Source organism: Pseudomonas sp. KU26590, from assembly GCF_026153515.1.
Lineage (GTDB): Bacteria > Pseudomonadota > Gammaproteobacteria > Pseudomonadales > Pseudomonadaceae > Aquipseudomonas.
Genome location: NZ_CP110644.1, coordinates 4,694,730 through 4,706,820 on the forward strand (window position 1 = coordinate 4,694,730; position 12,091 = coordinate 4,706,820).

Consider the following 12,091-nt stretch of genomic DNA (forward strand, 5'->3'; position numbering starts at 1 on the left):
GGCAGTGATGGAAGCGCTGGCGTTGTTCAAACAGGGCATGTTTCTGGTGGTGATTCTCACGGCGCCGCCGTTGGGGGTCGCCGTACTGGTCGGCGTCATCACCTCGCTGTTGCAGGCGTTGATGCAGATCCAGGACCAGACCCTGCCCTTCGGCATCAAGCTCGCCGCCGTCGGCCTGACCCTGGCCATGACCGGGCGCTGGATCGGCGTCGAGCTGATCCAGTTCATCAACCTGGCCTTCGACCTGATCGCCCGGTCCGGCGGCGCGCACTAGATGCCCTTCGACGCCCAGGGCCTGTTCGAACTGATGCTGGGCATGGGACTGGCCGCCGCACGCATCCTGCCGTGCATGATTCTAGTGCCGGCGTTCTGCTTCAAATACCTCAAGGGCCCGCTGCGTTATGCGGTGGTGCTGGTGGTGTCGATGGTGCCGGCGCCGAGCATCAGCCGCGCGCTGTCGGGAATGAACGACGACTGGTTTTCCATCGGCGCGCTGCTGCTCAAAGAGGCCGTGCTCGGCACCCTGCTCGGCCTGTTGCTCTACGCGCCGTTCTGGATGTTCGCCTCGGTGGGCGCGCTGCTCGACAGCCAGCGCGGCGCCTTGAGCGGCGGCCAGCTGAACCCGGCGCTGGGGCCTGACGCGACGCCGCTCGGCGAATTGTTCCAGGAAACGTTGATCATGCTGGTGATCCTGTCCGGCGGGTTGTCGCTGATCACTCAAGTGATCTGGGACAGCTATCTGGTCTGGCCGCCCACCGCCTGGCTGCCCGGCATGACGGTCGATGGGCTGGACCTGTTTCTCGAACAACTCAACCAGACCCTCCAGCACATGATGCTCTACGCGGCGCCGTTCATTGGCTTGCTGCTGTTGATCGAGGCCGCGCTGGCGATCATCGGCCTGTACGCGCAGCAACTGAACGTGTCGATTCTGGCGATGCCTGCCAAGAGCATGGCGGGCATTGCCTTCCTGCTCATCTACCTGCCGACGCTGCTGGAACTGGGCAACGGCCAGATCATGCAATTCGCCGATCTGAAGCATTTGCTCGGCCAACTGGTGCATGTGCCGTGAGCGAAAAAACCGAAAAGGCCACGCCCAAACAACTGCGCGACGCCCGCGAAAAAGGCCAGGTCGGGCAGAGCCAGGACCTGAGCAAACTGCTGGTGTTGCTGGTCGTCAGCGAAGTGACGTTCGGCCTGGCGGACGAAAGCGTCGCGCGGTTGCTGCACTTGATGACGCTGTCGTTCCAGGGCGTTGGCCAGCCCTTCATGCACACGCTGGAACAGGTCGCCAGTGAAGGCGCGAGTGTGTTGATAGGGTTCATTCTGAGCAGCGTCGGCGTCGCGATGTTGATGCGCCTGGTGGGCAGCTGGATTCAGATCGGGTTCCTGTTCGCGCCCAAGGCATTGAAGCTGGACTTCAACAAGCTCAACCCGTTCGCCCACGCCAAGCAGATGTTCTCGGCGCAGAGCCTGACCACGCTACTCCTCAGCATCCTGAAAGCCACGGCCATCGCGGCGACGCTGTATGTGGTGGTGAAGCCGTCGCTGGGCACGCTGATTTTGCTCTCGAGCACCGACCTGACGACGTACTGGCATGCGCTGTTGCAGGTGTTCCGGCACATCTTGCGGGCGACGCTGGGGTTGCTGTTGGTGATCGGCGCGGTGGATTTTGCGCTGCAGAAGTACTTCCACGCGAAGAAGCTGCGGATGAGCCATGAGGACATCAAGAAGGAATACAAGCAGGCCGAGGGTGACCCCCATGTGAAGGGGCATCGTCGGCAACTGGCCCATGAGTTGTTGAACCAGGCACCGACCGCGCCGGCCAAGCCGGTAGAGGATGCGGACATGCTGGTGGTGAATCCGACGCATTATGCGGTGGCGCTGTATTACCGTCCGGGCACGACGCCGCTGCCGCAGATTCACTGTAAGGGTGAGGATGATGAGGCGCTGGCGTTGATTGCGCGGGCGAAGAAGGCAGGGATTCCGGTGGTGCAGAGTATCTGGCTGGCGCGGACGCTTTATAAGGTCAAGGCGGGCAAGTACATCCCGAGGACGACGCTGTTGGCGGTGGCGAATATTTATCAGATCGTGCGGCAGCTTGAGGAAGTGACGGACGAAGTCATTCGTATAGACGATGTTTGATCAGGATCGAGATCAACAGCGTCTGCCTGGGGGCAGACTGTTTCGCCTTCGGCGACTTACTTTTGAAAAGCACCAAAAGTAAGCAAAAGTGCCTGCTCCTGGTTGGGCCCGACTTCGTCGGGTTCCTTCACTCCGGTCCCGCTCCGTGGGCCCGCTGCCATCCGCCATCCATGGCGGGGGGCAGCTCTCGCCGCATCCATGCGGCTCGGCCCACGAAGCGAGACCTGCGTTCAGCCTGCACCCAAGTCGCGTTCGGCGGTGACTGGGATTTTTGTGTATGAAGATCAAGATCAAAAGCAGATCTGGTGCAGATCAAAAGCTTCCCGGCTGAAGCCGGTCCTACTGACTGTACCCAGTCCACACTGTAGGAGCCGGCTTGCTGGCGAATGCATTCTGTCAGTCGATATATTCGTACCTGACCCACCGCGTTCGCCAGCAAGGTGGAGCGCCACCCCGGCGGCTCCTACAGAAAAATGCATTCCGCCAGCTACGACGATGACGCCGATTCAGGCCTGGGAAGTGACGCAGAGCGTCACAGAATCCATTCGCACGCAGAGCGTGGGCACGATCAGCTTTGAGCTACGCGATTGCTGAGTCGACACCAAATCAGCCGGCTTGATGAAGATCAGTTGTAGGAGCGCGCTTGCCCGCGAATTGCGGTGGGTCAGCTGCATAGATGAGGCTGACAGGACGCCATCGCGGGCAAGCGCGCTCCTACAGTGGATTACATCTGCTGTTGATCTCCTGATCGTTCCCACGCTCCGCGTGGTAACGCCGCCCCAGACGCCCCGCATTCCGCAGACGACGCGCGTTCAGGGCTGGGGAGGTGACGCGGAGCGTCACAGGAGGCATTCCCACGCGGAGCGTGGGAACGATCAGCTTTGAGCTACGCGATTGCTGAGTCGACGCCAAATCAGCCGGCTTGATGAAGATCAGTTGTAGGAGCGCGCTTGCCCGCGAATTGCGGTGGGTCAGCTGCATAGATGAGGCTGACAGGACGCCATCGCGGGCAAGCGCGCTCCTACAGGGGATTACCTCTGCTGTTGATCTCCTGATCGTTCCCACGCTCCGCGTGGTAACACCGCCCCGGACGCTCCGCGTCCCTCATACGACGCGCATTCAGGCCTGGGGAAGTGACGCGGAGCGTCACGGGATGCATTCCCACGCGGAGCGTGGGGAACGATCATCAGCGCCTGGACGGGCCTCTTCCCGGCTAAAGCCGGTCCCACTAAAAAGCAACGCGTGCAGTCACTGAAACCGGCGGCGCCCCCGTAGAAACGGCTTCAGCCGGGAAGCTGTTGCTCTGCTCTTGATCTTCCTACGCAAAAAGTCCAGACACCGCAGAACGCGACTTGGGTGCAGGCTGAACGCAGGTTTCGCGCAGTGGGCCGAGCGGCATGGATGCCGCGAGAGCCGCCCCCCGCCATGGATGGCGGATGGCGGCGGGCCCACGGAGCGAGACCGGAGTGAAGGAACCCTGACGAAGGAAGGGCCTAACCAGGAGCAGGCACCCTTGGTTACTTGGGGTGCTTTTCCAAGTAACTCGCCGAAGGCGAAACACGAGGCCGTTAGGCCGAGGCTCTTGATCTTGAATTACTGCAAAGCATCACTGAGATGCCCCAACCCCGCCAGCTCCAGCTCCTGCCGACGAATACTGTCCAGACTCACCCCCGCCCCCTGCGCATCCGGCACCGCATGCCAGACCACAAAATCCCGCTGCACATCCAAAAACAAAAAGAAATCGTTGAACAACTCCGCCTGCGAAAACCGCCGCTCCAACGCATCGCGCAACTGCTCCGGCCGCAAGGCGCGGCCCTCTATATGCAGCGCGATGCCCCAGTCCCGGTGCTCACGTCGACTGACAAACGCCACGCCCGTTGCCACCGGCCAGATCGCCGCACGCTCGGCGGCGACGTGGGCGTAAAACGCTGACTTTTCCGATACCCGAATCATGCTCAGTCCTTCAATGGCACCACAGTAAAATCCTGCTCATGGTCACGCTCATCAATCCCTTGCCGCATGTCCGGCGGCCACCAGATCACCAGCTCCCGGTCATTGGAATCCGGCCGCTTGCACGAATAACCCGAGCACCCATGGGTGGCACACCCCGCCAACGTGGCGGCCACCAGAAACAGCAAAAGCAAACCGCGCAGGTTCATCGTGTAGCCCCCTTGAGCAGCGAAGGTCGGTTCTGTTTGGCCTTGCTCGACACCTGCGGCTGGCGCAGGGCGATGTAGATTTCACTCTCCGCCCCCGGCTGCAGCCACGCATGGGGCCAGGCGCTGACACCCATCACCCAGCGACCACCGCAGCGGCTTTCGTCGATGCGCACCGGCTTGCTGGTGGTGTTGCGCGCCACGACCACCGCGACACCCCAATCCTTGCGGGTAAACCACTGCGAACGCTGGCGATCCATGGTCAGGCCAATACCCGGATCGCACAGGCTGTCAGCTTCGAACGGCAGGGTCTCGCCGCTGTTAAAGCCCACCGGGGTGACGCCGTCGAGCAACTGGGTGAAGGCGTTCTGCACGTCGCTGCGGGTTGGCTGTTCACCACCGTCGCGGCGCTCCTTGATGCGCTTCATCTGCTCATCGACATCGTGGGGGTTGCCGTTCTGTACGTAGCGCGCCGGGTTGATCTGATCGCCGATCAGCCGCGGCGTCAGGATGAACAGGCGCTCACGCTGGTTCAGCTCGCGACTGCGGGACTGGAACAGCAGTTTGCCGATCACCGGAATGTCGCCCAGCAACGGGATCTTGTTGACCTTGTCGGTGGTTTCCAGCCCGTGGAATCCGCCGATGACCAACGAGCCATGCTCGGCGATCACCGCCTGGGTGCTGACGTTGCCCTTGCGCACCGACGGCTGGTCTTCGTTGATTTGCGAGGTGTCGATCTGGCCGTCTTCGATGTCGACGATCAGTTGCACCTGGGATTTGCCGTTCTGGTCCAGGGAGCGCGGAATAACCTGCAAGCTGGTGCCCGCCGTGATCGGCACAATGTCCGCGACCCGCTCGGAGGTGGCGGTGAGGTACTCGGTGCGACTGAAGTCGATCACCGCCGGCTGGTTCTCCAGGGTCAAGATCGAAGGATTGCCGATCACCGACGCCGCGCCGTTGCCTTCGAGGGCATGCAGATCCGCCGAGAACTTGCCGGCGTCCTGAATGAACAGCGTGGTGCTGGTGCCTTGGTCGAACAGGTTGGCGCCGCCGCTCACGCTGCCGCCCTTGAAATTCCAGCGGCTGGACAGCTGCGCCAGCTCGTTGCGGTCGATGTCGAGAATCACCGCGTCGATCTCGATCAGGTTGCGCGGTGTATCCAGTTCCTTGACCAGCTTCTCGTACATCGCCCGGCGCTTGGGCAGGTCGTAGATCAACACCGAGTTGTTGCGCACGTCGGCGCTGACGCGGATTTTCGAACGGCTCGCCGATTCGCTGGAGGAACCGCCGCGTTTGCCCTTGGCACCCAGCACCTTATCCAGCCCCTGTTCGATGGCGCCGGTGTCAAACCCCTGGCTTTGCATGCCGCCGTAATTCAGGCCCGAGGACGTGGTGCCGCCGCCCGCAGATCCCCCTGCGCCGCCCTGCCCTTGCAGCAGGTTGACGCCGTTGATGGACTCGCCCCGGGAGCGGCTTTCCAGCAGTTCCTGAAGAATGCTGGCGACGCCGGCGACAGTGAGCTGTTGATCGCGATAACGAATGGTGCGGTCGGCGGCGTTGGCGTACTTCAGCGGCAGGACCACGATGTCCTGCTTCTCGGCTTTTTCCGGCGCCTCGACCTTCTTGCTGTAACTGCGCACGAAGTCGACGTACTTGGCCGGACCGCGCACCAGCACCACGCCTTCGTCGGGCAATGCGCCCCAGCCGAAGCGCTTGTCCAGCAGGCCGACATCGGACAGCGCCTGCTGCAGGTCATCGACCGCTTCCGGCGACACTTCGATGCGCGCCGAGGTCTGCTCGCTGGTCGGGCTGATGTACAGGGTTTCGTTGTAGACGAACCACTGGAAGTGATGCTCCTGACCCAGCCGGTCGAGGAATTCCTGCGGGTTCTGCGCACGAATGCGCCCGTCCAGCGTGCCCGGCATCGCCGGCATGTCCAGGCCGATGCCGAACTCCTTGGCAAAGTCTGCCAGCGCAGTCGCCAGTTCGGTCTGCCGCGCATCGTAGGCGTAGGCGGTGTGTTTCCAGGCGTCCGGCACCGCTGCCAGCGCCGGCGCGCCGATGCCGATCATCAGCAAAGGCAACCACATTAAGGCCTTGCGCATTTCACACTCCCGGTTGCCAGGTTTTGAGGGTCGAGCGGGACGCCGAGGCGGTCGCGCCGCGAATCGAGGTCTGCATGAGGCTGAGCATCGCGGCGCGCTGATTGGCCAGGCGCTCCAGACGTTCAAGCAGTTGCGTGGGATTACAGGGGTCGGGAATCCAACTGACCAACACCACGCAGCGGGTGTCGGGGTCGATCGCCAGTCCGCCCTCACAGGCACAGGCCACCCCGGCGCCGCCCTGAGTCAGCACGGCGTCGAGGCGTTGAGGGTCACTGCCGTCATAGGGATCAAGCACATCGAGGCTCAGGCGAATGCCATTGCCCGACACCGCCAGTCGCGCGTTGGCGTCGTCGATCCAGCAGTCCAGCGGCGCGAGCGGACGGCGCTCGCACCACTGAGCGAGGATCGCGCTGAATTCACTGAATTCCATCGATGATCGCTTTGGTGATGCCGTGCTTGGCGCGCAGCCCCTCGTTGAGAATCATGTTGGCAACGTTGGTCTGCTGCGAGGCATCGCTGAACGCCTGAAAGTCTTCCATGCTGCCGCTTTCCGAGGCGGTTTCGGCGGCGTCCTGCATGTCGTCCTGGGCGCGGGAATAGGAGTGATCGAGGTGGTTTTGCAGGGATTTGAAACTGATCATGCCGGTGGCTCCAACTAAGGGATTCACCCCCTGAGTGGAACCTGCGGCCGCTCCGGTTCCATGAACCGTCACAACCGGGTCAAGAAAAGCTCATGAATGCGTCGAAGGGCCCGCGAGCCCGCGGCGCAGGCTGTCCCAGTCGATGTCGAACGCGCCGTTGGCATCGCTCAGGCGCAGGGTCTGCGGCGCCAGCGCCGGGTCGGCCTTGAGCTGCCAGTGATCAGCGAATCGACTGGCCGACAACCACTCGCCGAGGCTGTCGAGCATGTCGGGATGGGCGCTGAGCACCGCTTTGGTTTCGACGGTCTGGCCGGCGGCGAGATTTCTCATCAGCGCGCGGCTGCGCTCGGCGAGTGTGGTCTGGTCGAGCAATTCGGCAAGGGCCTCGTTGAGCAAAGCTTCCACGGCCTCCATCGACTCTTCGGCCAATGCCTGCCGCTGCTGTTCCAGTTGCTGCAGAAAACCGTTGGCACTGTCCCAGAATTGCGCCAGCGCCTGATCCTTTTCGTGCTGCGCCTGAGCGTGGGCAGCGGCCAGAATCTGCTCGGCTTCTGCCCGGGCATTGTCCAGCACTTCAGCGGCGAGCACGGTACCAGCCAGGTCTTCACGACGGAGGATGTTGGTGACCAGCACAGCGGATGAAGACAACACGAGACGACGCTTGGCGAGCATGTTCAGCTCCTTAGGGAAAATGAGGTAACCGCAATCATCAAGGCGTCGTCACCCGCCATAACACCGAGTGCCACAGGGTTTGCAGCTTGTTCTCGGGGAGCTCGGCGCAGGGTGGCGGCAAGGCATCCGGCGCCCACGACAGGCGCAGCCGCGACCAGCAAGGCTCGCCCGCCCACGCCGCCAGCAATGTGCGCGCATCATTCACCGAGGCGTCCAGCCATAAGCCGGGCCGCAACGCCTTGGCCACCGCGCGGCACCAGGGCTCATGCATGTGCCCGGCGTCATCAGCACCCGCCTGCCCGCCCTGGCCAAAGCAGATCCGGCCCGCCAGGGACAACGCCTGTTGCTGCTGGGCGTCATCAAGCTGCAGCCATTGCATCAGCGATTCAACGGGCGGCGGCGGTTGGCTCGGGACCACGCCGACGCTGTGCAGAAAGACAGTGTGGCGGGTGCCCAGCAGCTCGGCGCAATCCTCGCGTGTCACGCCGCAATGGTCGGCGAACACGTCGATCCAGTCGGCATGCGCCCATTGCCAGGGCGCACACCACCAGCGAATCCAGTGCTCCTCGGCGCTGAGCATTACGCCCGCACCGGCATGCTCGTCCGGGCACCGCGGCGCAGGCCGATGCGTTGCAACAGCGCGTCACGCCAGTCGCCACGCAGCACCAGTACGATCAAGGCAATCAACAGCAGCGCGGCGAACGGCGCGAGCCACAGCATGCGATTCCAGAAGTCGAGGTTGCCGCTGTCGACCAGAAACGGCCCGAAATTCACCAGCCGTTCGGTGTCCTGAAACTCCGCCGCCGGCACGAACACGATGGCGAATTTCTTCGAGTCCAGCGGCTCGCCGGACATGCCGGGAATGCTGCTGGCGACCATTTGCTGAATACGCCCGCGCACGCTGTCGGGGTCGAGGGCTGAGGTGTGTTTGATGAACACCGCCGCCGACGCAGGCTGCACCGGCTCGCCCGGCGCGATGCGTTCGGGCAGCACGACATGCACGCGGGCGACGATCACCCCGTCGATCTGCGACAGCGTCGCTTCCAGCTCCTGGGACAAGGCATAGATGTACCGCGCGCGCTCTTCCAGCGGCGTGGAAATCACCCCTTCCTTCTTGAAGATTTCACCCAGGCTGGTGCGAGAACGACGCGGCAGGCCGGCAGCGTCGAGGATCCGCACCGCGCGATTGATCTCGGCGGTCGGCACGCTGATGACCACTCCGGTCTTCTCGCTGCGCTTGCGCGCGTCGATGTGCTGGTCGGCGAGGCTGGCGATCACGTCGTTGGAATCCTGCTCGGACATCCCGGTGAACAGGTCCGTGTCATCGCTGCACCCGCTGAGCAGCAGCATCAGGCAGATCAGTCCCGCAGTCAGGTATTTCACGGCATGCCTCTACTGCAGGTTGGTCAGTTTATCGAGGGCCTGGGCGCTCTTGCTGACGACTTTGGTGGTCAGCGCCATCTGCAGCGAGTACTGCGACAGTGACCGGCTCATCTGGGAAATTTCCAGCGGGTCGTCGGTGGTGGACGCCCGTTTCATCTTGCGTGCCGCTTGCTGCGACAGCTTGTCGGTGGCGCCAAGACGGTCCGACAGCGCACTGGCGATCTGTTCGGACAAATGGCTCTGCTGCATCGACATTTCAGGGCGCATGGCGGCGTTGAACAGATCGACGTCCGCCTGCGAAGGCCCGCTGACCAATCCCTGATCCAGGCGCGGCTCAAGATCGGTGGACGGCGATTTGAGTTGGTTGACATTGGAAAGGGTCACGGGGGTTCTCCGGCAGACGGTGTCGAGGGCGCAGCTGGGTTCAGGAAAGGCTGCTGCTTGTGTTGCTGGTGCTGCTGCCGCCGCCCACCAATGCCGAGACAAGGGCGGAAGCGGCCTGGGCCAGCATGTTTTGCTGATCGTGCTGGGCGAACGGGTTTTGCCCACCTGCGCCATTGACGCCGGCACCGTTCTGTTCAGCTTCCAGGCCTTTTTTGATCAGGCCGCTGAGCAGTTGCCCCAGGTCTTGGGTCACGCTATTGCTGGCACCGCCGGACTGAGACGCGTCGTTCATCGGGGTGCCGAGGCCGCCGCCGACGCTGGCGTTGACGCCCTTCTGCAGCAGATCGCCCAGCAGTTGGCCGAGGTCTTGATTCACGCTGTTCGGAGTCTGCGCAGCGCCGCCCGATGGATCAGTCGGTGACAGGTTGCCGACTGGGTTACCCAGTGGCGATCCGCCGCCGGCATCACTGAGGCCGTTTTGTTGCTGACCGAGTTGACCGCCCAGAGAGTCGAGCGCAGAACGGAAGTCAGCGGTCTCTTTGCCGTCAAGGAAGTTGTCACCCTCGGCCGTGAGCTCGTTCTTCCAGGAGCCCGAGTCAGGCGCCGGAAATTTCTGTGGATCCTGTGCTGTGCGCTGGTCCATGAATTCGGCGATTTTTTTCAGCAGCGGCATGTCGTCCTCGGAGAAGGTCGTGCCCTGGTCCGTCTTGGTCAGCAGATCATCCAGGGACGCCTTGGCCAGACCGTTTAGAGTCTGCGACATCAGGTCAGGCGCGCCGGCACCCGCCTGACCTGCATCGGCGGCAGCACCAAAGTTGTCGCCCAGTTTGTCTTTGATCAGGTCGCCCAGCGCAGCCTTGATCATGTCCGGATTGCCGCCGATCAAGGACGCCAACGGGTTGTTCTTATCCATCTGCTTGCCGACCATCTGGCCAAGCGGCGATTCCTTGTCCAGATGCCCGCCTTTGGTCAGCGCCTGAGCGAGCTGATCGATGACGTCCTTGAGCGATTGCGGGGTCTTGTCGCCGCCCAGCGCTGGCTGGGAAGCCACGGTGCCGATGTGCAGGTTTTGCATCGGATTGGTATTGGCATTGAGACTTAGCATGAAACCTCCCTCCTCAGGTGGATGCCCCCTTTTTCAGGGGGCGCTCGGACCGATCAGTAGCTGATGCCCTTGGCGTTCTGCGCCTCGGCACTGATCGCCTTGTTGGCGCTGTCTTCCTTGCCGGAGCGGATAGCGCTGAGGACGTCGTTGGTCTGCTTGCGGATGTCAGCGTCGGTCTGCATCGCGATCAGGCGCGCCTGGCTCGCATCGGCCTTTTCGGTGGCGGCGCTTTGTGCGGATTCGGCTTTGGACGGACCGGCAGCGTCGGTGATATTGCTTTCCTGTTTGACGTTGGTCACAGCGCTGGCTGCCTGCTGAGCCACTTGCCCGCCCGCGTTGATCGCGCTGTTGGCGAAGCCACCGACCATTGAGATTGGATTCATGTCGAACACTCCTGAGTCATCACCAGCGAAAGTGCTTGGTGCCAATGGGTGGCGCGGACGTCAGGATCGGTTCCGCCAGTTGCTCAATAAAATTCGGGATAGGCGGGGACGCTGCGGATCTGGCTGTGTAAACGGAGGGTGTGTCGCCAGAAACAGCGGGGGCAAGCAGGTCAGACGTCGAGTTCTTTCATGCGGTGATAGAGCGTGCGACGGGGGATGTCGAGTTCCTGGCTCACGGCCTCGACGCTGTTGTTGTGGCGCTTGAGCGCGGCTTGAATCAGCGCTTTTTCGATGACCCGCAACTGCGATTTCAGGCCCGATGATTCGCCCTCCTCGCCGGCCTCCCCGCCCAGCAGCGGAAAGCCCATGACGTGACGCTTGGCCGCTGATTTCAGTTCGCGAATGTTGCCCGGCCAGTCGTGGTTAAGCAGGACGTGGCGCAGCACGCCCGTGGTCTCGGGCACTGGAATACCCGATTCCTGCGCCGCCGCTTCGGCGAAACGGGTGAACAGCGGAAGGATGCGCGCCCGTTGCTCGCGCAGCGGCGCCAGGGTGACGGTCAATACGTTCAGGCGGAAATACAGATCACGGCGAAAACGCCCCTGCTCGACCATCTCGTCGAGGGAGCGCTGGGCCGAGGCGATAACGCAGACATCCAGGGCAATGGGTGTTGTCGAGCCGAGCCGCTCGACGGACCGCGTTTCCAGCACCCGCAGGAGCTTGGCTTGCAGGCTCAGGGGCATGCTGTCGATCTCGTCGAGGTACAACGTGCCGCCCTGGGCCGCTTCGATGTAGCCGACCCGCGCCCGATCCGCACCGGTGTAGGCACCACTGACCACACCGAACAATTCGCTCTCGGCGAGGGATTCTGGAATCGCCGCGCAGTTCATCGCCACCAGCCGGCCCTTGCGACCGGACAGCGCGTGGATCCGGCTGGCGACGGTGTCCTTGCCAGTGCCGGTTTCGCCTGACAGCAGCAGGTCGATCCCCAACTGGCCGAGACTGCGGGCGACCACGCGCAGGTTAGGCACCTGATGGTCGTCCTCCAGTTGCTCATCGAATAACTCGTACACACTCATCCACGACCTCTGGTATTTCAGGGTTACGCGACATTGGCTGC

Annotated in this window: 15 protein-coding genes; 3 read left to right on the plus strand and 12 right to left on the minus strand. The window is 62.7% G+C overall.

The features are described from left to right. Positions 1 to 7: 7 nt before the first annotated feature. Genes sctS through sctU form a run of 3 tightly spaced genes read left to right on the plus strand, consistent with a single transcriptional unit; the run spans position 8 to position 2,142 of the window. Positions 8 to 274 carry a type III secretion system export apparatus subunit SctS gene (sctS, locus tag OKW98_RS20885; protein ID WP_065989232.1) on the plus strand — a complete coding sequence of 89 codons (267 nt, stop codon included), beginning with the start codon at positions 8 to 10 and terminating at the stop codon, positions 272 to 274. After that, complete coding sequence (gene sctT / locus OKW98_RS20890) at positions 275 to 1,069, plus strand: type III secretion system export apparatus subunit SctT (RefSeq protein WP_265386477.1); 795 nt, start codon at positions 275 to 277, stop codon at positions 1,067 to 1,069. Continuing rightward, positions 1,066 to 2,142 carry a type III secretion system export apparatus subunit SctU gene (gene sctU, locus OKW98_RS20895; RefSeq protein ID WP_265386478.1) on the plus strand — a complete coding sequence of 359 codons (1,077 nt, stop codon included), beginning with the start codon at positions 1,066 to 1,068 and terminating at the stop codon, positions 2,140 to 2,142. Before sctT ends, sctU begins: the two co-directional genes overlap by 4 nt. A gap of 1,593 nt (positions 2,143 to 3,735) precedes the next feature. On the opposite strand, the gene OKW98_RS20900 is transcribed toward sctU, so the two are convergent. The 12 genes from OKW98_RS20900 to OKW98_RS20955 form a co-directional block, all read right to left on the minus strand. Continuing rightward, positions 3,736 to 4,095: a type III secretion protein HrpV gene (locus tag OKW98_RS20900; protein ID WP_133777278.1), complete on the minus strand. Its 360-nt coding sequence runs from the start codon at positions 4,093 to 4,095 to the stop codon at positions 3,736 to 3,738. A gap of 2 nt (positions 4,096 to 4,097) precedes the next feature. After that, entirely contained in the window at positions 4,098 to 4,301 is a 204-nt protein-coding gene (gene hrpT / locus OKW98_RS20905) for an HrpT family type III secretion system protein (RefSeq protein ID WP_265386479.1), read from the minus strand. After that, positions 4,298 to 6,403: a type III secretion system outer membrane ring subunit SctC gene (gene sctC, locus OKW98_RS20910; protein WP_265386480.1), complete on the minus strand. Its 2,106-nt coding sequence runs from the start codon at positions 6,401 to 6,403 to the stop codon at positions 4,298 to 4,300. The genes hrpT and sctC overlap by 4 nt, the downstream gene beginning before the upstream one ends. 1 nt (position 6,404) lies before the next feature. Then, entirely contained in the window at positions 6,405 to 6,833 is a 429-nt protein-coding gene (locus OKW98_RS20915) for a type III secretion protein (protein ID WP_265386481.1), read from the minus strand. Continuing rightward, positions 6,820 to 7,044, minus strand: a complete 225-nt coding sequence (locus tag OKW98_RS20920) for a type III secretion protein (protein ID WP_133777273.1) — start codon at positions 7,042 to 7,044, stop codon at positions 6,820 to 6,822. The genes OKW98_RS20915 and OKW98_RS20920 overlap by 14 nt, the downstream gene beginning before the upstream one ends. Positions 7,045 to 7,134: 90 nt before the next feature. Beyond that, positions 7,135 to 7,716 (minus strand): type III secretion system stator protein SctL, encoded by a 582-nt coding sequence (gene sctL / locus OKW98_RS20925; RefSeq protein WP_265386482.1) that lies wholly within the window; start codon positions 7,714 to 7,716, stop codon positions 7,135 to 7,137. A gap of 37 nt (positions 7,717 to 7,753) precedes the next feature. Then, positions 7,754 to 8,296, minus strand: coding sequence for a type III secretion protein (locus OKW98_RS20930; RefSeq protein ID WP_265386483.1), 543 nt, complete (start codon positions 8,294 to 8,296; stop codon positions 7,754 to 7,756). Further along, a complete protein-coding gene (sctJ, locus tag OKW98_RS20935; RefSeq protein WP_265386484.1) occupies positions 8,296 to 9,099 on the minus strand; it encodes a type III secretion system inner membrane ring lipoprotein SctJ in 804 nt (267 codons plus the stop codon). Before sctJ ends, OKW98_RS20930 begins: the two co-directional genes overlap by 1 nt. A gap of 9 nt (positions 9,100 to 9,108) precedes the next feature. Next, complete coding sequence (gene sctI, locus OKW98_RS20940) at positions 9,109 to 9,483, minus strand: type III secretion system inner rod subunit SctI (protein WP_265386485.1); 375 nt, start codon at positions 9,481 to 9,483, stop codon at positions 9,109 to 9,111. Between the two features lie 40 nt (positions 9,484 to 9,523). Next, positions 9,524 to 10,588 (minus strand): type III secretion protein HrpZ, encoded by a 1,065-nt coding sequence (locus OKW98_RS20945; RefSeq protein ID WP_265386486.1) that lies wholly within the window; start codon positions 10,586 to 10,588, stop codon positions 9,524 to 9,526. Between the two features lie 53 nt (positions 10,589 to 10,641). After that, a complete protein-coding gene (locus tag OKW98_RS20950) occupies positions 10,642 to 10,971 on the minus strand; it encodes a hypothetical protein (RefSeq protein ID WP_322114156.1) in 330 nt (109 codons plus the stop codon). 170 nt (positions 10,972 to 11,141) lie between these two features. Beyond that, entirely contained in the window at positions 11,142 to 12,050 is a 909-nt protein-coding gene (locus tag OKW98_RS20955; RefSeq protein ID WP_265386487.1) for a sigma 54-interacting transcriptional regulator, read from the minus strand. Between the last annotated feature and the right edge of the window lie 41 nt (positions 12,051 to 12,091).